This window comes from Streptomyces lincolnensis (assembly GCF_021173675.1).
GTDB classification, from domain to species: domain Bacteria; phylum Actinomycetota; class Actinomycetes; order Streptomycetales; family Streptomycetaceae; genus Streptomyces; species Streptomyces lincolnensis_B.
On the sequence record NZ_JAIHON010000010.1, the window covers coordinates 217,148 to 238,423 of the forward strand.

The following is a 21,276-nucleotide window of genomic DNA, read 5'->3' on the forward strand; positions in this document are numbered from 1 at the left end:
CGCCGCACCGCACCTCACGTGCCGCGCGGCACCACTCCCTTGCCCCGAAAGCGGCAACACTCCCTGCCCGAAAGGCGGTTCGCCATGCCCAGAGTGCTCGTCGTCGGCGAGTCCTGGTTCACCTACACGGTCCACCAGAAAGGCTTCGACGCCTTCCACACCTCCGAGTACACCGAGGGCGGCGGTGCCTTCCTCGACGCGCTCCGCTCACGCGGCCACGAGGTGACCTACGTGCCCTCGCACGAGATCCCGACCCGGTTTCCGGCCTCCGCCGACGGCTTCGACGCCTACGACGTCGTCGTCATCAGCGACGTCGGCGCCAACAGCTTCCAGCTCCCGCCCGAGACCTTCCAGCACTCCGTCCCCTCGCCCGACCGGTCCGAGCTGGTGCGCGGCTTCGTGGAGCGGGGCGGCGGGGTGCTGATGATCGGCGGCTATCTGACCTTCAGCGGCATCGACGCCCGCGCACGCTGGGGGCGGTCCCCGCTCGCCGCCGCCCTGCCGGTGACGATGGCGGACCGCGACGACCGGGTGGAGCTTCCGGGCGGTGCCGTCCCCGAGGTGGTGGGCGAGCACGCCGTCGTACGAGGAATGGACCGGTCCTGGCCCGCGCTGCTCGGCCTCAACGAGGTCACCGCACGGCCGGAGGCCTCGTTGCTGGCCGAATGCGCCGGGCACCCCCTGCTCGTCGTCGGCGCGCACGGCGCGGGCAGATCCGCGGCTTTCACCTCCGACGTGGCACCGCACTGGGCGCCGCCGGCCTTCCTGGACTGGAAGGGGTACGCCGAGCTGTGGGACCGGCTGGTGCGCTGGCTCGCGGGAGGGGAACTGTGACGGCCGGGGAAGTGAGGACGACCGGCACACCGCACCTCGCGGCCCGCCCCGGCGACTTCGCGCCGCTCGTCCTGATGCCGGGGGATCCGCGTCGCGCCCGCCGGATCGCCGAGACGTTCCTTGAGGACGCACGGCAGGTCACCGACGTACGCGGCATCCTCGGCTACACCGGAAGCCACCGGGGCGTACCGATGTCGGTCCTCGCCTCCGGCATGGGCATACCGTCCGTGACGATCTACGCGACGGAGCTGTTCCGCCACTACGGCGTGCGCAGGATCGTCCGGGTCGGCACGGCCGGCGCGATCCCGGCCTCGGTGTCCGCACGGGACGTGGTGATCGCCTCCGCCGCGCACACCGACTCCAGCCTCAGCCGCCTCCTCGTGGACGGGCTGACCCTCTCGCTCGCGCCGTCCTACCGGCTGCTGCGCGCCGCGGCGGACGCCGCAGAGACGGCGCCGTCCGCCGTGCACATCGGACCGGTCTTCAGCAGCGACCACTTCTACCTCGACCGTCCCGCCCTCTTCGACGCCCTGCGGCGCCGGGGCACCCTCGCGGTCGAGATGGAGGCGGCGGGACTGTACGCCGTGGCCTGCGCGGAGGGCGGCGAGGCCCTCGCCGTGCTCACCGTGTCCGACCACCTCCACACCGGTGAGGCCCTCACCGCCGAGGAACGCGAGACGGACTTCGACCGGGCAGTGCGCATTGCCGCCGCCGCGCTGCTCGCCGATGTCTGAAATTCCCTCACCGGAAATCAAACCGAAACCGGGCGACGTAGCCAAAACGTTTTGCACTTTCTACTGTCAACGCAGCCGCTCACTCAGCAGGGAAATGATCAGGAGACCGATGATGCGATACGGAAGAAGCGCCGCTCTCGCGGTGACAGGGATGCTCGCGCTGACCGCGTGCTCAGGCTCCGGCGGAGACGATTCCGGAGGGTCGGCCTCCGGCAAGCCGCGCATCAAATTGGTGCTCAACGGCGGGCTGGGGGACAAGTCGTTCTTCGACTCCGCCTACGCGGGCCTGAAGAAGGCCGAGAAGGACCTCGGATACCAGCTCAAGGTGGTCGAGCTGGGCTCCGACCGCACCAAGTGGGAGCCCGGCTTCGAGGACGCCGCCTCGGCCGACGACTACGACATCCTCGCCGCCGGGACCTTCGAAGTCACCGAGTACATCGGCGAACTCGCCCCGCAATTCCCGGACAAGAAGTTCTGGCTCTTCGACGCCCCGGTCGACTACAGCGGCAAGAACGGCGGCTGTTCCAACAAGTGCGAGAACGTCTACTCCGTCACCTTCAAGCAGAACGAGGGCGGCTATCTCGCGGGATTCCTGGCCGAGAAGCTGGTGGCCGCGAAAGCGCTCAAGGGAACCGAATCGCTGAAGAAGGTCGGCGTCATGGGCGGCGTCAAGATCCCGTTGATCGAGGACTTCGTCGTCGGTTTCAGGTCGGGCTTCCAGGCCGCCGGCGGAAAGAACTCCGACGTCCTCGTGCAGTACGTGGGCGGCGACAAGCCGTTCGGCGACCCCGCCAAGGGCAAGGAGATCAGCACCGCCATGTACGGCCAGGGCGCCGCGCTGGTGTGGCCGGTCGCCGGCCTCTCCGGTCTGGGCACCTTCGAGTCGGCCGTCGCCGCCAAGCGGTACACGTTCGGCGTCGACTCCGACCAGTACCAGACCCTCACCGACCAGGCCCAGAAGAACACCGTCGTCACCTCCATCCTCAAGAACGTCGGCAACGCCCTGTACAAGGCCGCGCAGGACGACCAGAAGGACTCCCTGAAGTACGGCGCCGTCTCCACCGTCGGCCTCGCCCAGGACGCCGTCGGCTATGTGAACGACGACCACTTCAAGGAGCTGGTGCCCGAGACCATCCGCACCGAGGTCCAGGAAGCCGCCGACAAGGTCAAGTCCGGCTCCGTCACGGTGCCCAGCGCCCTCTAACCGAACGGCCTTGACGATGAACGAGCCATGGGGCAAGGACGGACCGGCCGTCGCCGCCCGTGGGGTCACCAAGACCTACGCCAACGGGGTGCGCGCGGTCCGAGCCGTGGACCTGGAGGTCCCGCCGGGCGAGATCCGGGCGGTGGTGGGGGAGAACGGCGCCGGCAAGTCCACGCTGATGAAGATGTTCTACGGCCTGGAACAGCCCAGCGCGGGCGAGATCCTGGTCGGCGGACGGCCACGCGTCCTGCGCGGCCCGGCCTCGGCGATCGCCCTGGGCGTGGGCATGGTGCACCAGAACCTCATGCTGGTGCCGTCCTTCACCGTCGCCCAGAACGTCGTCCTCGGCGTGGAGCCGGGCCGTCGCGGCCTGGTCGACCCGAAGGCGGCCGTGGAGACGACCGCCCGGCTCGCCGAGGAGTCCGGCCTCACCGTCGACCCCAGGGCCCGCGTCGACGAGGTGTCCGTCGGGATGCGCCAGCGCACCGAGATCCTCAAGGCGCTGCACCGGAGGGCCCGCGTACTGATCCTCGACGAGCCGACCGCCGTACTCACCCCGCAGGAGACCGAGGACCTCTTCGCCGCCGTCCGCCGGTTGCGCGACGGCGGGATGACCGTGCTGTTCATCTCGCACAAGCTGCGCGAGGTACGGGAGATCAGCGACAAGGTGAGCGTGATGCGCGCCGGCTCCCTGGTGGGCACGGTCGCCACCGCCGACGCCACCGAACGCTCGCTCGCCGCCATGATGGTCGGCCGCGACATGTCCCTGGACGTGGACCGCACACCCGCCCGCCCCACGGGGACCACCCTTCGGGTACGCGGCCTCGGCTACGAGACCCCGATCGGCCAGTGCCTGCACGGCCTCGACTTCGACGTGGCCGCCGGCGAGATCGTCGGCGTGGCCGGCATCGAGGGCAACGGCCAGAGCGAACTCGCCGAGATCCTCGCAGGACTGCGCCGCCCCACCGGGGGCACCGTCCACATCGACGGCACCGACACGGCCGGTCTCGACGTGGCGGGACACCGCAGGGCCGGCATCGGCTACGTCCCCGAGGACCGGCTGCACAACGGCGCCGCCCTCGACGCGTCCATCGCCGACAACCTCGTCGTCGACCGCCACGACCGACCGCCCCTCGCCCGACACGGCGTCCTGCACCCGGGCGCCCTCCGCGCCCACGCCGACCGGCTGATCGACCAGTACGCCATCCGCACCCCCGACCCCTCGGTCCCGGTCCGCGCACTGTCCGGCGGCAACATGCAGAAGGTGATCGTCGCCCGCGAACTCTCCGCCGGGCCACGCCTGTTGATCGCCTCGCAGGTCACCCGCGGGGTGGACATCGGCGCCATGCGGTTCATGTACGAGCGTCTCGTCGCCGCGCGCGACGAGGGCGCCGCCGTCCTGCTGATCTCCGCCGACCTCACCGAACTCCTCGCCCTCTCCGACCGGTTGCTCGTCCTCAAGGACGGCCGTCTGGTCGCCCGGTTCGACGACACCACCGGACTCACCGAGAAGCGGGTCGGCCTGTACATGCTCGGCGTCGAGGAGCACGACCGCGACCGGCTCACCGCCCACCTGGACGACCCGTGGGAGGAGGCCCCGTGACCACCACCCCCATGACGGCGATCGAGACCGAGGACCGCCGCCAGTACCGCGCGACCCGCCGCCGCGACTTCGCCGTCGACCTCAGCATGGCCCTGGCCACCATCCTCGCCGCCCTGGCCATCGGCTTCCTCGTCATGCTCGCCACCGGCAACGACCCGATCCGCGCCTACGAGGCGATGCTCACCGGCCCGCTGGACCGCTCCTTCCGCGTCGGCCGCTGGCTGGAGGACGCCACCACCCTCACCCTGCTCGGGCTGTCGGTCGCGATCCCCTTCCGCGCCCGGCAGATCAGCCTCGGCGCCGAGAGCCAGGTCTACGCCGGCGCGCTGGCCGCCGCGACCGTCGCGATCTTCCTGCCGCTGCCGCCGGTCTTCGCCGTGATCGTGCCCATGGCCGCGGCCGCCGCCGCGGGCGCCGGAATGGGCCTGGTCCCGGGATCGATGAAGGCCCGCCTCGGCGCCAACGAGATCGTGGCGACCCTGATGCTCAACGCCATCGTCGTCCGCGTCTACGACTACCTGGTCAACGGCCCGCTGAAGGAGTCGGGCAGCAGCGCCGTGCACTCGAAGAACATCCAGCCCGACTCCGCGCTCACCCCGCTGACCGACTGGTTCGGCGTCCCGCTGGGCCGCGCCAACATCGGCCTCGGTGTGATGCTGCTGACCGCCGTCGCCCTGTGGCTGCTCCTCACCCGCACCCCGCTCGGCTACCGCATCCGCATGACCGGCGCCAACCCCGACTTCGCGGCGTACGGCGGCATCCGCGTACCCCGCGTCATCGAGTGGAGCTTCGTCATCGGCGGCGCCGTCGCGGGCCTCGCCGGAGCCCACCTCGTCCAGGGCGTGTACGGGCGACTGGAACCCGGGCTCGCCGGAAGCCTCGCCTTCGAAGGGATCGTGGTCGCCCTGCTGGCCCGGAACAACCCGCTGGTCGTCGTGGTCGCCGGACTCTTCTACTCCTACCTGCGCGCGGGGGGCGACATCATGGAACAGCAGACGGACGTCGGCACCGAGATCGTGGTGGTCATCCAGGCGGTCATCGTGCTGCTGGTCACCGCCCAGGCCCTGCCGAACCTGCTCAAGCGGCGGATCGCGCGAAAGCAGGTGGGGATCCGATGAGTTCCGTGCTCGACGTCGTCCTCAGCAGCGCCTTCCTGGCGGCCGTACTGCGGATCGCCACCCCGTACCTGCTCGCCGCGTTCGGCGGGCTGGTCGCCGAACGGGCCGGCATCAGCAACATCGCCCTGGACGGCCAGATGCTCTCCGCCGCCTGCACCGGAGCGCTGGTGGCCGGCTACAGCGGCTCCGTCGCGCTCGGCGCACTCAGCGGCGTCGCGACGGCGACACTCCTGGGCCTGCTGCTCGCCGCCCTCCGCCTGGAACTGGGCGCCGACGCGATCATCGCGGGCATCGGCCTCAACCTCCTCGCCTCCGGCGGCACCGCCTACGCCGTCTACACCCTCCTCGACGACAAGGGCGGCACCACCGGCCTCAAAAGCGGCAGCCTGCCGACGGTCACCCTGCCCGGCATCGAGCACATCCCGGTGGTCGGCGCGGTGCTGAGCGGCCAGAACATGATCACCTGGCTGGCCTTCCTGGCCGCGCCGTTCGTCGCCTGGCTGTTCTTCCGCACCCGCTTCGGCTTCCACCTGCGCGCGGTCGGCGAGATGCCGGACGCGGCGGCATCGGTCGGGATCGCGGTACGGCGCGTCCAGTACACCGGACTCGCCCTCAGCGGAGCCCTCGCCGGACTCGCCGGGGTCTTCCTCAGCATGGGCTACGTCTCCTTCTTCGTACGGGACATGACGGCCGGCCGCGGCTTCATCGCCCTCGCGGCCGTGTTCCTCGGCGGCCTGCGGCCCTGGGGTGTCTTCCTCGCCGCGCTCGGCTTCGGAGCGGCGGAAGCACTGGCCGTACAACTCGGAACCCTCGACGTACCACCACAGCTCGTGTCGACGATCCCGTACGTCATGACCCTGGCCGCCCTCGCCCTGTACGCCTGGCGCCGCAAGCGCCGGGGCCGTGCCGTGCCGGCGGCCGCCTCGCTCTGACACCTTCGCAGCACCCGCCTCACCGGACTCGCCCACCCGTCCGCACCCTGCCGGCCGTGCGGGTCGGCGAGCCATGCCCGCACGCCTCCCTTCGGAAGGACAGTCATGCGCCACAGATCCCCAGTACGCCGCAGACGCGCGCTCCTCGCCTCCCTCGCCGCGGCCGGCCTCCTCAGCAGCCTCGCCCGCACCGACGGCTTCGCGGCGGAACCGGAAACGGACAGCTCCGGCAAGCCGCAGGACGTGCGGCTCCTCGACACCCTCACGGTGCCCGCCGGGACGACGGGGTTCGGCATGCCGTTCGGCGGGCTGTCCGGCATCGACCGCGACCCGCGCACCGGAGAGTACGTCGCCGTCAGCGACGACCGCTCGGAGAACGGCAGGGCCCGCTTCTACACCCTCCGACTCCCGCTCGACGGGGCCGCGTTCGCCACCGACAAGCCCGCCCTCGACGGCCTGACCGTGCTCGCCGACACCACCGGCGAACCCTTCGCCCCCAAGGCGGTCGACCCCGAGGCGATCCGCTGGACGCCGGGCGGCGAGAGCCTGCTGTGGACCAGCGAGGGCGCCTCCTCCGCCGGGCAGCCCGCCTTCGTCCGCGAGGCGGCCACCTCCGGCGGGTACCTGCGCGAACTGCCCCTGCCCAAGGCGTACGCCCCCGTCCGCTCGGCCTCGGGCACCCTCACCGCCGGGGTCCGCAACAACCAGGCCGTGGAAGGCCTCACCCTCTCCCCGGACGGCCGCAAGGTGGTCACGATCACCGAGAACGCCCTCGTCCAGGACGGCCCCGCCGCCGGGCTGACGGTCAAGAGCCCCTCCCGCCTGCTGGAGCTGGACCGTCGGACGGGGAAGCCGAGGGCCGAGCACGTCTACGAGGTCGACCCGATCTCCGACGCGCCCACCGCGCCGCTGCCCGCCCCGGTCGGCACATACGCGGCGGACCGGGGCGTCTCCGAGATCCTCGCGATCAACGACACCGACTACCTCACCGTGGAACGGTCCTTCGCCTCCGGCGTCGGCTTCTCCATCCGCCTCTACTGGACCAGCACTCTCGGCGCGACGGACGTGAGCGCCAAGGAAGCCCTGTCCGGCACCGGTACATCGTGGAAGCCGATGCCGAAGAAGCTCCTGTACGACTTCACCACCTCCGGCACCGACGCCGACAACGTCGAGGGCATCACCTGGGGGCCGCGACTGCCCGACGGCTCCCGCTCGCTCGTCCTGGTCGCCGACGACAACTTCGGCTTCAACGGCGGCGTGACCAAGTTCCATCTGCTGTCGGTCCGTTCGGGACTCCTGGCGCACCGCACCCCGGACGTCGACGGCGACGGAGCCGTCAACGCCAGGGACCTGGCCGCGATCCCGACCGCCGGCCCGGCCGGTGACCTCGACGGCAACGGCCGTACGGATGCCGGGGACATCCGGCTGTGGATCTCGTACACCCGCGCCTTCCCCACCGCCCAGAAGGCCGGCAGCCGCCCGCCGGGCGCGACGCCGACCCGGGCCCCGACACCTCGCTGACCGTCGCAGCGGGGCGGCCTCTGTCAGGAGTGGCTTCTGTCGGGGTTGGCCTCTGTCAGGGGTGTCCGCCGCAGCCGCAGCCCGTCATGGTGGCGCCCGCCTCGGGCGGCGGGGTCTGTGCGGCGGCCTCTTCCACCGCAGCGAGCAGCCGGCGGCGTTCCTCCGGCGGGATCCACCGGCCGTCGACGACCACGCCGTGGATGCGGCGGGTGTTGCGGATGTCCCGCAGCGGGTCGGCGTCGAGGACGAGCAGATCGGCGGCCTGTCCGCGGGCCACGGTGCCGACGGCGGGCAGGCCGAGGGTGCGGGCCGCGTCCCGCGTGGCCGCGCGCAGGGCCTCGGCCGGGGTGAGGCCGGCCGACACGAGCAGCGCCAGCTCGTCGTGGAGGGCGAAGCCCGGGACGAGATATCCCGTGCCGGTGTCGGTGCCCGCCGCCAACCGGACACCCGCGCCGTGCAGTTCGCTCACCAGCTGGAGCCGGTGCGCGAAGATCCGGCGGATCTGCCGGGCCTGCTCGGCGGTGCGCCCGCCGATGAGGGCCGTCAGCTGGTCCGGCCAGCTCTCCACCTGCCAGGCGGGCAGGTACTTCCACTCCTCGGCCCGGGACGGAACGTCGTCGGGCAGCTCCAGCGTGCGGTGCACGCTGAGCGTGGGGACGACTGCCGTCCCGCCGGCCGCCAGACTCCGGAAGAGGGCGTCCGCCCGGTCCCGGTCGTAGCCCTGCACCGCCCGCCATTCGAGGGGATGCACCTGCTGGAACCAACTGTGGTAGCGGGACAGACTGCTGGGGTCGCGCGGGTCGATCCGTACGGCGGCCAGGCGGCGCCGTATCTCCTTCTCGTGCCGTGAGGTCGCCAGCAGCAGCGCGTGCAGGTGCTCGATGGTGCGGTGGCCGGTGGCGCTCGCCTCCGCGATCCGTACGGTGTCGGGGCAGTGCCCGAGGTGGGGGATGCCCAGGCGCCGGGCCTCGTCCGCGATGGCGAAGTAGGCCTCGCGGGACAGACGGGAGTACACCTTGACGAAGTCCGCGCCCTCGCGCTTGAGCCGCCGTACGGCCCGCCGGCCCTCGGCCGCGTCACGCACCTCGACGGTCGGGCCCACGTCGGCCGCCCACAGTGAGGGCGTGCCGTCGACGATGGGGCTGCCGACCACCCAGCGGGGGCCGAGCAGTTCACCGCTGCGGATCTTCTCGCGCCACTCGTGATGGACCGGCTGGCCCCGCATCTCCCGGACCGTGGTGACACCGGCGAGTGCGTACAGCGGCGGGACCACCGTCTCCGGGCCGTCGCTGTGGGTGTGCGCCTCGATCAGTCCCGGCATCAGGTACTTGCCGGTGAGATCCACCGTGCGGGTGCCCGGTCGGAGCCGGGTGCGTGTGCTCGGGGCGAGCGCGGTGATACGGCCGTCCTCGACGACGACCGTCATGTCGGGGGCCGGGGGCGCTCCCGATCCGTCGATCACGGTGACGTGGGTGAACGCCAACGGCCCGCTGCCGGCACCGCCGTCCGCGGCCCCCGTCCCGGCCGCGCGTGCCGTGCCGACGGCCCCCGTGCCCGTCAGCGCCGCCCCCGTCACGGCCGCCGCCCCGGCCAGAAACCCTCGTCGCGCCACACCGCGATGTGCCCCACCTGTTGCTTCGGACATGCTGTTTCCCCTCCCGCATGAGAATCCGCCGGCCCGTGTCCGCCGACCCCCACGACTCTGGCGGACACAGGGCGTGGGGGCAGTGCGGCCAGACGGTGCATGTGGGGTGTTGCCAAGGCGAGTGGTTCCGCGGGGAAGGGGCGTTCTCGGACTGGGTCTCGGCGGGCAGCGACTCCCGGGCCGGGGAGGGCAGGACGGTCGGCGGCGGTTCGGGCCGGGGGTGGTTCCGGCGATCTCGTGGGGCGTCTCCCGCCACTGTGTGAGGCGGTTGACGATGTCGCGGTGTTCCGCCGGCACAAGGCGGGCTCACTTCGGTGACCGAGCGCCGCACCACCGGTGCCGGGCAGGTGCGGTGCACCTGACGCGGCACGTGAGCGTCGTGGCCATGCGTCGCGTCACGCCGGTTGCCAGATCTGGGCCAGCGCCGAGGTGGTGAGGAGCTGTTCGGGGTGCCCCTGACCCATCAGGTGGCCCTCGCGGAGCAGGAGGCAGGCGTTCGCCGAGCGCGCGGCTTCGAGGTCGTGGGTGGCCTGGACGACGGTCACCCCGTCGGCGACCAGTTCCGTCAGCAGCGCGGCGATCCGGTCCCTCGCCTCGGGATCGAGCCCGGTGGTCGGCTCGTCCAGCAGGAGCAGGTCGGACTCCTGGGCGAGGCCCTGGGCGATCAGGGTGCGCTGCCGCTGACCGCCGGAGAGTTCCCCGAGCTGACGGGCGGCGAGGTCGGTGATGCCCAGGCGTTCCATGGCCGTGTCCACGGTGGCGCGGTCCTGCCGGGTCAGCCGGCGCCAGGGTCCGCGTTCGCCCCAGCGCCCCATTTCCACCGTCTGCCTGACCGTCAGCGGCAGTGTGTCCCCGACGGCGCCGCGCTGAGGGACGAACGCCGGCGGCCGATCGCCGTCATGGTGCAGCTCGCCTGATGTGGGCTGGATCACGCCTGCCAGGACTCCGAGCAGGGTGGACTTCCCGCTCCCGTTCGGGCCCACGAGTGCCGTGGTGGCCAACGCCGGTATCTCTGCGTCGAGTTGATGGAGGACGGGCCGCCCCGGGTAGCCGGCGCACAGCCCGGTGAAGTGGACGCGGGGCGTTCCGCCCTCGGCGCGGGCGGCGGGGGATTTTTTGAACATGATTTTCATTGTAGTGTGTTTACATGGAGTGGTTGACGGGTCCCTTCGAGGTGACCTTCGTACAACGGGCCCTGTGGGGCGGAATGTTGGTCTCGGCGATCTGCGCCCTGGCCGGCACGTGGGTGGTGCTCAGGGGGATGGCCTTCCTCGGCGACGCCATGTCCCACGGGCTGCTGCCCGGGGTCGCGCTGGCCGCGCTGCTCGGCGGCAACCTGCTGGTGGGGGCCCTGCTGAGCGCGGCCGTCATGACAGCCGGCGTCACCGCCCTCGGCCGCACCCCGAGGCTGTCCCAGGACACGGGCATCGGTCTGCTGTTCGTGGGGATGCTGTCGCTCGGCGTGATCATCGTGTCGCGCTCGCAGTCCTTCGCGGTCGACCTGACCGGGTTCCTCTTCGGCGACGTCCTCGCCGTCCGTGAACAGGACTTGGCGCTACTGGGCGGGGCGCTGCTGCTCGCCCTGGTCGTCTCGGTTCTCGGCCACCGGGCCTTCCTGGCGCTGGCGTTCGATCCCCGCAAGGCCCGGACCCTCGGACTGCGCCCCCGCCTGGCTCACGCCGTACTGCTCGGACTGCTGGCGCTGGCCATCGTCGCCTCCTTCCACATCGTGGGGACGCTGCTGGTCCTGGGCCTGCTCATCGCCCCACCGGCCGCCGCGCTGCCCTGGGCGCGCAGCGTGCGGGGCGTCATGGCCCTCGCGGCGCTGCTCGGCGTCACCGCCACCTTCGGCGGCCTGCTGCTGTCCTGGCATCTGAGCACCGCGGCCGGCGCGACCGTCTCCGCCCTCGCGGTGACCCTGTTCTTCCTCTCCCACCTGGCATCCGGTTTCCGCCACCGCCACCGAGCCCGCCCGGCCGGCGCCCACGCCGCGGCGACCACCTGAATGAAACCCGAGGCGATTCCCTTGCTCCTCCGAAAAAACGTCACTCCTTGGGTACCGGCCGCTCTCGCGGCCGCCGCACTGCTCACCACAGGCTGCGCCGGACAGGACGACGACACCTCCGCCCGGCAGGCGACCGCCTCGTCCTCCGCCCCGCACGGGTACGTCGAAGGCGCCCAGGAGAAGGCCGAGCAGCAGTCCCGGCTGGTGCTGAACGACCGGAGGACCGGAGACACCCAGGTCCTCGATCTCATCAGCGGGAAGGTGCACAGGACCGCCCGCATCGAAGGCACCGCACAGCTCACGACGGACGGCCGGTTCGGCTACTTCCCCACCGCGCGCGGCACCCACGTCCTCGACAGCGGAGCCTGGATGGTGGACCACGGCGACCACGTGCACTACTACCGCGCGCAGATACGCGAGGCGGGCCTACTGCCCGCAGGCCCGGGCGCGCGCATCCGCAGCGACGCCGCCGTGACCGTCGTGACCGACGCGGACGGCCGGGCCAGGATCCACCGCCGGACCGAACTGGAGAAGGGCCGGGTCGGCTCCCCGCGCGCGCTCTCCGGGACACACGCGCACGCCGTCGTGCCGTACGCCGAACACCTGCTCGGCCTCACCGGCGACGGGAAGGGCCCCGCGAAGCTCACGGTGTACGACCGCGCCGGCCAGGGCGTCGCGTCGCCGGACGGCACGTGCGAGGACCCGCGCGGCGACGCCGTCACCCGGCGCGGAGTCGTCCTCGGATGCGCCGACGGCGCCCTGCTCGTCCGTGCCGCCGACGACACGTTCACGGCCGAGAGGATCCCGTACGACGATGACGTACCCGGTGAGGAACGGGCCACCGCCTTCCGGCACCGCCCCGGCAGCGACACGCTCACGGCGCCGGCGGGCGACCGGGCCGTATGGGTCCTGGACGTCACCGAGCGCGCCTGGACACGGGTGAGGACCAACGGCCCCGTGGTCGCCGCCAACACCGCGGGCGAGGGCTCCGTCCTGATCGTCCTGCAGGCCGACGGAGCGCTCCACGGCTACGACATCGCCACCGGCAAGCAGATCTCCCGGACGAAGCCGCTGGTGACGGGCGCCGCCGAGGCCGGCGCCGACGGGAACGCGGCACCGGTCATCGAGGTCGACCGCAGCCGCGCCTACCTCAACGACCCCAAGGGCAAACGCGTGTACGAGATCGACTACAACGACAACCTGCGCATCGCGCGCACCTTCGCCCTGGACATCGAACCGACCCTGATGGTGGAGACCGGACGATGACGGGACACACGCGCGGCACACGGCGCCTGAGAACCCTGCTGCTCGCCCTGCTCACCCTGGCCTCCGCCGGCGCGGCGACCGCCTGCACGAGCAGCGACGACCGGCCCTCGGTCGTGGTGACGACCAACATCCTGGGCGACGTCACCCGGCAGATCGTCGGCGACGAAGCCGACGTGACCGTACTGATGAAACCGAACGCCGACCCGCACTCCTTCGGCCTGTCGGCCGTGCAGGCCGCCGAACTGGAACGCGCCGACCTCGTCGTCTTCAACGGACTGGGCCTGGAGGAGAACGTACTACGGCACGTGGACGCCGCCCGCGACTCCGGCGTGGCCACCTTCGAGGCCGGCAAGGTGGCGGACCCCCTCACCTTCCGGGCACCCGACGACGGCGGACCCGAGGCGGAGGCCGGACAGTCCGACCCGCACTTCTGGACCGACCCCGACCGCGTCCGCAAGACCGTCGGACTGATCGCCGACCAGGTGGTCGAGCACGTGGACGGCGTGGACGAGCAGACGATCCGCGCCAACGCCGAGCGCTACGACGGACAACTCGCCGGCCTGACCACCTGGATGGAGAAGTCCTTCGCCCGCGTCCCCGACAGCCGGCGCGCCCTGGTCACCAACCACCACGTCTTCGGCTATCTCGCCGAACGCTTCGGCTTCCGGGTGATCGGCGCGGTGATCCCGAGCGGTACGACCCTGGCCTCACCCAGCTCCTCGGACCTGCGCTCGCTCACCCAGGCCATGCGCGAGGCGGGAGTACGCACCGTCTTCGCCGACTCCTCCCAGCCCAAGCGGCTCGCCGAAGTCCTGCGCACCGAGCTGGGCGGCCAGGTACGCGTCGTCGAGCTCTACTCCGAATCGCTGACCGAGCCCGGCAAGGGCGCCGGCACCTACCTGCAGATGATGCGCGCCAACACCACCGCCATGACCGACGGCCTGACCGGCGCCTGAATCAGCCCCCTCACGTGGACACCGGCCGACCGGCCGTCACACACCCGCACCCCCGGCCGCGCCCGCGGCCCAGAAAGGAACACACCGGTGAACAAGTCGATCCGCACCAGAGCCTTCACGGGAACGGCCCTCGCCCTGGCGGTATCCGCGGTTCTGACCGCCTGCGGAGGAGCGGACACCTCGTCCGACGCCAAGGCCGAGGACGCGCCGAGCACCAAGGCCGTAGCCGTCAAGGACCCGCTGCTCGCCACGTTCGACGGCGGGCTGTACGTCCTGGACGGCCAGAGCCTGAAGCCGGCGAAGACGATCGAGCTGCCCGGCTTCAACCGTCTCAACCCCGCCGGCGACGCATCCCACGTCATCGTCTCCACCGACGCCGGCTTCCGCGTCCTCGACGCCGCCCAACAGACCTTCACCGGCGTCGAGTACAAGGGCGCCAAGCCCGGCCACGTCGTACGGCACGCCGGCAAGACCGTGCTGTTCACCGACGGCACCGGCGAGGTCAACGTCTTCGACCCCGACGACCTCGCCGGCGGCACCAAGCCCGAAGGCCGCACCTACACCTCCGCCGAGCCGCACCACGGCGTCGCCATCGAGCTGAGCAACGGCGAACTCCTCAGCACCCTCGGCACCGAGGAGAAGCGCACCGGCGCCCTCGTCCTGGACAAGAACAACAAGGAGATCAAGCGCAACGAGAAGTGCCCCGGCGTCCACGGCGAGGCCGCGGCCAAGGGCGAGGCCATCGGCATCGGCTGCGAGGACGGCATCCTGATCTACAAGGACGGCAGGTTCACCAAGGTCGACGCCCCCGACGACTACGGCCGCATCGGCAACCAGAGCGGCAGCGACGCGTCGCCGATCCTCCTGGGCGACTACAAGACCGACCCGGAGGCCGAACTGGAGCGGCCGACCCGCATCTCCCTCATCGACACCGAGACCGCGAAGCTGCGCCTGGTCGACCTGGGCACCAGCTACTCCTTCCGCTCGCTCGGCCGCGGACCCGACGGCGAGGCACTCGTCCTCGGAACGAACGGCACCCTGCACGTCATCGATCCGGAAACGGGCAAGGTGGAGAAGAAGATCCCCGTCGTGGGCGCGTGGCAGGAGCCGCTGGACTGGCAGCAGCCCCGGCCCACCCTCTTCGTCCGCGACCACACCGCGTACGTCTCCGAGCCGGGCCGGCGCCAACTGCACGCCGTCGACCTCGCATCGGGCGAGAAGGTGACGTCCGTGACCCTGCCGAAGAGCACCAACGAACTGTCCGGGGTGATCGCTGGTCACTGACCTCGCGGGCCACTGACCGTCCCCTCGCGTACGCCGCGCACGCGTCGTCAAAGGGGTGATGAAAGGGGTGATGCCTCGGCGGCGCATTCACCGAGCAAGCAGTGCGGCGACCGCCTCCGGGGCCTCACGCATGGCGTTGTGGGCGGTGGGGAGGTCGTGGACCTGCCAGCCGGGATCGGCTCGGAGCCGGGTGCGCAGTGCGGTGAACGGCGTCCGGTCCTCCCATCCCGAGCAGTAGACGAACTCGCGACGGGGGACCTGGGCGACCGCGCCGGTGAGGCGGATCGTCTGCAGGAACGAGGCGAGGGGATGGGGACGGCGGCGGGGATCGCCGCCGTCCGGAGGCCGGACGGCGTAACCGGTGGTCGCGGCACCGGCGGCGAACGCCTCCCGGTAGCGCTCGTTCGTCGAGGACCAGCACGACTCGCCGTCCCGCGGCACGTAGGCGTCGAGATGCACCAGCCGCGCGACCCGCCCCTCCGCGCGATCGGCGGCGGCCGCGATCACCATCCCGCCGTAGCTGTGGCCGACCAGTGTCGCGTCGGCGGTGCGGGTGCGATCCAGGACCCGCAACACGTCGTCCGCGTGCGTGTCGAGGTTGGCGGTCGCGACCGTCGCGCTGTCGTCGTCCGGCCGCAGACCGGTCAGGGTCAGGGCGTGAACGGCATGACCGGCACGTTCCAGCAGCGGAACCACCGCCTCGAAGCACCAGGCACCGTGCCAACCGCCGGGCACGAGGACGAACGTCGCCATGTGTTTCCCCCTTCTCCTTCTTCCTCAAGTCGTGTCATTGAGGCAGTGTCAACGGATCAGGGTGTGGCTTGCCACCGATAGAATGCCAAGCGATGCCTCTTCGCCGCCAAAGTCGCCCGACCGCCGGTGCGACCTCCCATGTGTGGCCGTCCGGCGGCCGACACCTCTGGCCGTCCGGCGCGACAAGCCAGGTCCAGTCGCACACACGGGGACACCTGGTGTACGCGGCCGCCGGGGTCCTGGCGGTGCACACCGAGCGCGGTACGTCGATCGTGCCCGCCAACCGGGTCGCCTGGACTCCCGCCGGGTTCACCCATTACCACCGCGCCCACGGCGACACCGACATGCGGATCGTCTTTCTCCCGCCCTCCCTCGCCCGGCTCGTACCGGACCACCCCGCCGTGTTCCTGGCCTCCGACCTGGCCCGTGAGGTCCTGCTCGCCCTGACCGGCCCCCGCGGCCACGACGACGCGGTGCCCGGCTACAGCCGCTCCGCGCGCGCTCGCCTCCTTCGCGTCCTCGTCGACGAACTCCACGAAACACACGAACAGCCACTGCACCTGCCCGAGCCACGGGACGACCGACTGCGAGCCGTCGCCCGGACGCTGTACGAAACGCCGGCGGACAACTCCACGCTCGCCGAACTCGGGAAGACGGTCGGAGCCAGTACCCGCACCCTCAGCCGACTGCTCCGGGACGAACTCGGCATGACCTTCTACGAGTGGCGCACGCAGCTCCGCGTCTACCACGCCCTGGTGCTCCTCGCCGAAGGCCACGACACCAGCCACACCGCCCACGCCTGCGGATGGGCCAACCCGAGCAGCTTCATCGCGGCGTTCACCGCCATCGTCGGAACGACCCCGGGCCGCTGCCGCACCCGTCGCCGGACCACCGCCGACGCCTCTCGACTGCCGACGGTGGTCAGGCCCCCGGGGTGATCCGGGCCCGCGGACGCGCTGTCCCGGGCGGGCCGACGGGTCAGCGGAGCCCGGCGAAGAGATCGTTCTCGGGGAGGGCCGTGCCGGTGGTGTCCCGGACCCGTACGAAGGTCTCCATGCCCATCAGCTCGCCGAACCGCTCCTTGCCCATCCTGAGGAAGAAGATGTTCTCGCCCTGACTGGCGTGCGCGGCCAGCGCGTCGAACTTCTGACCGCTGAACGCGGTGGTGTCCACCCACGTGGTGATCTCGTCGTCGGGGAGACCGATCTCGGCCAGCGCGGCGGCCTCGGCGGGATCCGGCTCCGGCATGTCCTCCTGGAACTCGCGCATGATCTCGCCGAACCGCCCCATCATCGAGCGGGGCATCGTGGTCCAGTACACCTTCGGTGTCAGCTCGGTCATCTCCAGCGCAGCCATCGTGATGCGGTGGGCCTGGATGTGGTCGGGGTGGCCGTAGAAACCGTTCTCGTCATAGGTGACGACCACATCAGGCCGGTAGTGCCGCATGAGTTCCGCGAGTCTGGCCGCACCTTCCTCCACGGGGGTCTGCCAGAAGGATCCGGGGGCGTCGTTGCTCGGCCAGCCCGTCATCCCGGAGTCGGCATAGTCCAGCATCTCCAGATCGCTGATCTTCAGGACGTCACAGCTCGCCTCCAGTTCTTTACGGCGCACCGAGGCGACGGCCGCCGGATCGTGCCCGGGATCGCCCGGCTTGACACCCCCCGGTCCGTCACCGCAACCGCCGTCGGTACACGTCACGAGAACCGTGCGGATGCCTTCGGCCGCGTACCGGGCGAGGACGCCTCCGGTTCCGGTGGCCTCGTCGTCGGGGTGGGCGTGTACGGCCATGAGGGTCAAGGGCCGGTCCGTCATAAAACAGTCCTCCTGCGGAGATATGTCCTGGTCGGAGTGGGCGGCGGGCACCCCACGATCCTGGGGCGCGGCGCCGGGTTCTTCGTCGGTGCAACCGCGCCGACCGGACCGGCTGTTCCCGACGCGGCCGCTCAGCCTTCCAGGCGCCGGGTTTCCGTACGAACGCTCTCCGACGACATGACGGCACAGGCCGGGCAGCACCCCTTCCACTGAGAGGCACGTCACAGAGGGCACTCGGCAACCTGGGCGCGCTCGGCGGCGACGAACGGGGAAACCAGGAATCCCGCGAAGAGGACGACGTGAGCAACAGAGCAACCCGGCGCCACCGGCGCGGTCCGATGAACCGCAGCCGCGGCCGCAGACGGATCCTGGTCGCCGTGACGGCCGCTGCCGCGACCGCAGGCGTGGTCGTCGCCGGAGTACTCGTGTCGGGCTCGGGATCCGGCGGGACCGCCGGGGCGTCCTCCGGCGCGCGAGGGACGTACACCTCCAACGCCTCGCCCACGGCACGGGCGTCCGCGTCCGCGTCCGTGTCCGTGTCCGTGTCCGTGTCCCCGACCGGGCCGTCTGCTTCCCCCTCCGCCTCCGCCTCCGCGCCCAAGGAGAAGCCGGCGGCGAAACCCGCGGCGAAGTCCCCCGAGAAGCGCTCTGCCTCCCCGCGCACCGCCGCGCTCGGCGGCTGGCCCACCCCGACCGCCGACCGGGCCGTCAGCTCGACCATCGAGGTCAGCGGCACCTACGACGGTGGCCTGAAGCGCTTCCGAGGTTCCGGCGGCCTGGGCACGGACGGCCAGGGCGAGGACCAGGGACCGCTCTTCGAACTCGCCGACGGTGCCGTGCTGCGGAACGTCGTCCTCGGGGCCCCGGCCGCCGACGGAGTGCACTGCCTGGGCAGTTGTACGTTGCGCAACGTGTGGTGGGAGGACGTCGGCGAGGACGCGGCCACCTTCAAGGGCACGTCCGCCTCCGCCACGTACCTGGTCGACGGCGGCGGGGCGCGGAAGGCCGACGACAAGGTCTTCCAGCACAACGGCGCCGGCACACTGACCATCCGGAACTTCCAGGCCGCCGACTTCGGCAAGCTGTACCGCTCGTGCGGCAACTGCCGTACCCAGTACCCGCGCCACGTCGTGATCAGCAACGTGCGGGCGACCGCCCCCGGCCAGGTCCTGGCCGGCGTCAACGCCAACTACGGTGACACCGCCGTCATTTCGGGAGTGACGATCGTCGGCGACCGGAGCATCACGGTATGTGAGCGATTCCGCGGGAACAGCAGCGGCGCCGAGCCGACCGAACTGGGCAGCGGCTCGGACGGCACCAACTGCCGCTACAGCGTCTCGTCCATCACCCACCGTTGAGTTGCGACGGCTGAGTGTCGGCCGGGCAGCGAAGCATCGATCCTCGACGGCCCGGGGCGGAGGCGGTGGCTTCCCGTCAGCGGGCGTTGAGCGCGGCCGCGCTGGCGCGCAGGGCCCGGCCGGTGCGCCGGAGGTCGGCGTGGACCAGCCGGCCCCCGGCCTTCACGACCTTGCCCGCGACGAGCACTGTGTCCACGTTGTGCGGCCGCGCCTCCGTGACCACGGCGCCGATGGGGTCGCGCTCGGCGGTGAGCATGTTGAGGTCGTCCAGGCGCAGCAGGACGACGTCGGCCTGCTTGCCGGGACGCAGCGAGCCGGTGCGGTCGCCCAGTCCCATCGCGGCGGCACCGTCCAGGGTGGCCATCCGCAGGACGTCCTTGGCGGTCAGGCGTGGGTCTCCGGCGATCTGGCCGGCGAGGTGCACCGCCCGCATCGTGGAGAACATGTCGCCCGGGGCGAAGACGACGGTGTCCACGCCGGTGCCGGTGGTGATACCGGCGCGCCGCAGCCGACCGGCCTCGTCGCCGGGCGTGGCCGAGGCGGTGGCGCCCGAGTCGGCGATCAGCTTCAGCTCGTCGTCCCCGATGCCGGAGGCGTGGACGTAGAGCGTCCTCTCGCGGAGCAGACCGGCCTCGCGCAGGGCGAAGACGGGCTGTTCGTTGGTGGGGCTGCCCGCGAGGTGGATCGTCAGCGGCAGGTCCAGCTCGTCGGCTATGCGCCAGTCCCCGGCCACGGTCTCCATCGGGGTGGACACGGGGCCGAGCGGCGCGTACGCCATGGTGACGAGCGCGGTGTCGTCCGCCAGGCGCTCGCGGATCCGGCGGACGTCGGCGAGTCTTCCGCCCCCGGTGACGTCGACCGGGGTGCCGTGGCCGAAGACCGCGCGCAGGCCCGCCGTCTGCAGGGCGTCGACGGCGGCGTCCGCGAGCTCGGGCGAGTACGCGATGTGTGCGTAGTCCAGTTGGGTGGTGATGCCGGAGTCGAGGCACTCCAGCGCGCCGGCCAGGGTCGCGATGTGCACGTCCTGCGGCCGGAACTTCGGGCCGACCTATCCCAGGAGGCGGAAGTAGGCGGCGAGTTCGACGTCAACGGCCGCGCTGCGCAGCACCGAGTGCCACATGTGCCGGTGGGTGTCCACGAAGCCCGGCAGCACGATGCGGTCGGTGGCGTCGATGACCATGGCGCCGTCGGAGCGGAGGTTCCGTCCGACGGCGGTGATCCTGCCCTTCTCGATGAGGATGTCGGTGCGGGCGTGGGCGACCGGTCGGGGCTCGGTGTCGATGACATGGCCGTTGCGGATCAGGATGCGGCCGTCCGGTATGCCGCGGCCCTGCTCCGCGGCCGGTCGGGGCCAGCCGGTGGGGCGGCTTCCGCCGGGTGCCGCGGTCGCCGGAGATGCGGTCAGGGTGGCGGCCGCGGCGGCGGCCGCCCCGGTGAGCAGGTTTCGGCGGGGCAGGTTCATGGTTGGTCTCCGTTGTCTGAACATGGCTGACGTGCCATCAGGGAGGGGGCACGAGCGTGAAGGGCCGGTCCGGTCGACCGAGGCCTCGTGGTGTCAGGCACCCGTTCGTACGCGGGGACGGACGAAGCCCGACTGGTAGGCGATCACGACGAGTTGGGCGCGGTGCCGGGCGCCGAGCTTGGCCATGATGCGGTTGACGTGGGTCTTGGCGGTCCAGAGCGAGACGTGGAGCCGTTTGCCGATGGCGTCGTTGGAGAGGCCGGCGGCGACGAGGTCGAGTACCTGCCTCTCGCGCACGGTCAGTGGCTTCAGTTCCGGCGCCGTCACGCTCAAGGGGTCCGGTACGGCGAGGTAGCGGGCGATGAGAGCCTTGGTCGCCCTGGGGGACAGCAACGCCTCACCCCGGGCGACCCGCCGGATGGCGTATCGGAGGTCGGCGGGCTCCACGCCCATTCCGAGGAACCCGCCCGCACCGGCATGCAGCGCCTGGAAGACGTACTCGTCGGCTTCCAGGGTCGTCACGATCAACACCCGTACGCCCGCGAGGTCCTCGTCGGCCGTGATGGCACGGGTGGCGGCGAGGCCGTCCATGCCGGGCGTGCGGATGTCCATCAGGACGACGTCGGCGCGGGTGCTGCGGGCCAGCTCGACCGCCTCGTCGCCCGTCGCCGCCTCCCCGACGACCTCGATGTCCGGCTCCGACCGGAGGATCAGGCGAAGACTGGAGCGGATCAGGGCCTGGTCGTGGGCGAGGAGTACGCGGACGGTCATTCGTGCCTCCTCTGCGCG

Annotated in this window: 20 protein-coding genes; 13 read left to right on the forward strand and 7 right to left on the reverse strand. The window is 71.5% G+C overall.

All coding sequences use genetic code 11. The features are described 5' to 3' along the window. Positions 1-84 precede the first annotated feature (84 nt). The 7 genes from K4B79_RS29975 to K4B79_RS30005 all read left to right on the forward strand — a co-directional run bounded on the left by K4B79_RS29975 (position 85) and on the right by K4B79_RS30005 (position 7,946). Entirely contained in the window at positions 85-834 is a 750-nt protein-coding gene (locus tag K4B79_RS29975; protein ID WP_232030232.1) for a glutamine amidotransferase, read from the forward strand. Next, on the forward strand, positions 831-1,568 hold the full coding sequence (gene deoD, locus K4B79_RS29980) for a purine-nucleoside phosphorylase (RefSeq protein ID WP_232030234.1): 738 nt from the start codon (positions 831-833) through the stop codon (positions 1,566-1,568). Before K4B79_RS29975 ends, deoD begins: the two co-directional genes overlap by 4 nt. A gap of 151 nt (positions 1,569-1,719) precedes the next feature. After that, the gene (locus K4B79_RS29985; RefSeq protein ID WP_232030530.1) at positions 1,720-2,772 is read left to right on the forward strand and encodes a BMP family lipoprotein; all 1,053 of its coding nucleotides are present in this window, start codon (positions 1,720-1,722) and stop codon (positions 2,770-2,772) included. Between the two features lie 16 nt (positions 2,773-2,788). Beyond that, complete coding sequence (locus tag K4B79_RS29990) at positions 2,789-4,375, forward strand: ABC transporter ATP-binding protein (protein ID WP_232030236.1); 1,587 nt, start codon at positions 2,789-2,791, stop codon at positions 4,373-4,375. Further along, positions 4,372-5,493 (forward strand): ABC transporter permease, encoded by a 1,122-nt coding sequence (locus tag K4B79_RS29995; RefSeq protein WP_232030238.1) that lies wholly within the window; start codon positions 4,372-4,374, stop codon positions 5,491-5,493. Before K4B79_RS29990 ends, K4B79_RS29995 begins: the two co-directional genes overlap by 4 nt. Then, positions 5,490-6,425, forward strand: a complete 936-nt coding sequence (locus tag K4B79_RS30000) for an ABC transporter permease (protein ID WP_232030240.1) — start codon at positions 5,490-5,492, stop codon at positions 6,423-6,425. Before K4B79_RS29995 ends, K4B79_RS30000 begins: the two co-directional genes overlap by 4 nt. A gap of 105 nt (positions 6,426-6,530) precedes the next feature. Continuing rightward, the gene (locus K4B79_RS30005; protein WP_232030245.1) at positions 6,531-7,946 is read left to right on the forward strand and encodes an esterase-like activity of phytase family protein; all 1,416 of its coding nucleotides are present in this window, start codon (positions 6,531-6,533) and stop codon (positions 7,944-7,946) included. A gap of 55 nt (positions 7,947-8,001) precedes the next feature. On the opposite strand, the gene K4B79_RS30010 is transcribed toward K4B79_RS30005, so the two are convergent. Both K4B79_RS30010 and aztA read right to left on the reverse strand, forming a co-directional pair. Beyond that, positions 8,002-9,591 (reverse strand): amidohydrolase family protein, encoded by a 1,590-nt coding sequence (locus K4B79_RS30010; protein WP_232030247.1) that lies wholly within the window; start codon positions 9,589-9,591, stop codon positions 8,002-8,004. A 395-nt stretch (positions 9,592-9,986) separates the two neighbouring features. Further along, entirely contained in the window at positions 9,987-10,724 is a 738-nt protein-coding gene (aztA, locus tag K4B79_RS30015; protein WP_232030249.1) for a zinc ABC transporter ATP-binding protein AztA, read from the reverse strand. Positions 10,725-10,738: 14 nt separating this feature from the next. Here aztA and aztB point away from each other — a divergent pair, with 14 nt between their 5' ends. The 4 genes from aztB to aztD all read left to right on the forward strand — a co-directional run bounded on the left by aztB (position 10,739) and on the right by aztD (position 15,102). Beyond that, complete coding sequence (gene aztB, locus K4B79_RS30020) at positions 10,739-11,596, forward strand: zinc ABC transporter permease AztB (RefSeq protein WP_232030251.1); 858 nt, start codon at positions 10,739-10,741, stop codon at positions 11,594-11,596. Between the two features lie 21 nt (positions 11,597-11,617). Then, positions 11,618-12,862 carry a hypothetical protein gene (locus K4B79_RS30025; RefSeq protein ID WP_232030252.1) on the forward strand — a complete coding sequence of 415 codons (1,245 nt, stop codon included), beginning with the start codon at positions 11,618-11,620 and terminating at the stop codon, positions 12,860-12,862. Further along, complete coding sequence (aztC, locus tag K4B79_RS30030; RefSeq protein WP_232030253.1) at positions 12,859-13,818, forward strand: zinc ABC transporter substrate-binding protein AztC; 960 nt, start codon at positions 12,859-12,861, stop codon at positions 13,816-13,818. The genes K4B79_RS30025 and aztC overlap by 4 nt, the downstream gene beginning before the upstream one ends. An 87-nt stretch (positions 13,819-13,905) precedes the next feature. Further along, positions 13,906-15,102 carry a zinc metallochaperone AztD gene (gene aztD / locus K4B79_RS30035; protein ID WP_232030254.1) on the forward strand — a complete coding sequence of 399 codons (1,197 nt, stop codon included), beginning with the start codon at positions 13,906-13,908 and terminating at the stop codon, positions 15,100-15,102. Positions 15,103-15,189: 87 nt separating this feature from the next. On the opposite strand, the gene K4B79_RS30040 is transcribed toward aztD, so the two are convergent. Further along, positions 15,190-15,855 (reverse strand): alpha/beta fold hydrolase, encoded by a 666-nt coding sequence (locus tag K4B79_RS30040; protein WP_232030255.1) that lies wholly within the window; start codon positions 15,853-15,855, stop codon positions 15,190-15,192. Between the two features lie 218 nt (positions 15,856-16,073). Here K4B79_RS30040 and K4B79_RS30045 point away from each other — a divergent pair, with 218 nt between their 5' ends. Beyond that, entirely contained in the window at positions 16,074-16,793 is a 720-nt protein-coding gene (locus K4B79_RS30045) for a helix-turn-helix transcriptional regulator (protein ID WP_308280535.1), read from the forward strand. 40 nt (positions 16,794-16,833) lie between these two features. On the opposite strand, the gene K4B79_RS30050 is transcribed toward K4B79_RS30045, so the two are convergent. Then, the gene (locus K4B79_RS30050; protein WP_232030258.1) at positions 16,834-17,667 is read right to left on the reverse strand and encodes a PIG-L family deacetylase; all 834 of its coding nucleotides are present in this window, start codon (positions 17,665-17,667) and stop codon (positions 16,834-16,836) included. A 530-nt stretch (positions 17,668-18,197) separates the two neighbouring features. On the opposite strand from K4B79_RS30050, the gene K4B79_RS30055 reads away from it, so the two are divergent. Next, positions 18,198-19,025: a pectate lyase gene (locus K4B79_RS30055; RefSeq protein ID WP_232030532.1), complete on the forward strand. Its 828-nt coding sequence runs from the start codon at positions 18,198-18,200 to the stop codon at positions 19,023-19,025. A 76-nt stretch (positions 19,026-19,101) separates the two neighbouring features. On the opposite strand, the gene K4B79_RS30060 is transcribed toward K4B79_RS30055, so the two are convergent. From K4B79_RS30060 to K4B79_RS30070, 3 genes are all read right to left on the reverse strand, one after another. Beyond that, a complete protein-coding gene (locus tag K4B79_RS30060; protein ID WP_232030259.1) occupies positions 19,102-20,046 on the reverse strand; it encodes an amidohydrolase family protein in 945 nt (314 codons plus the stop codon). Between the two features lie 27 nt (positions 20,047-20,073). Beyond that, positions 20,074-20,487, reverse strand: a complete 414-nt coding sequence (locus tag K4B79_RS30065; RefSeq protein ID WP_232030260.1) for a hypothetical protein — start codon at positions 20,485-20,487, stop codon at positions 20,074-20,076. Positions 20,488-20,580: 93 nt separating this feature from the next. Further along, a complete protein-coding gene (locus K4B79_RS30070) occupies positions 20,581-21,258 on the reverse strand; it encodes a response regulator (RefSeq protein WP_232030262.1) in 678 nt (225 codons plus the stop codon). Positions 21,259-21,276: the final 18 nt, after the last annotated feature.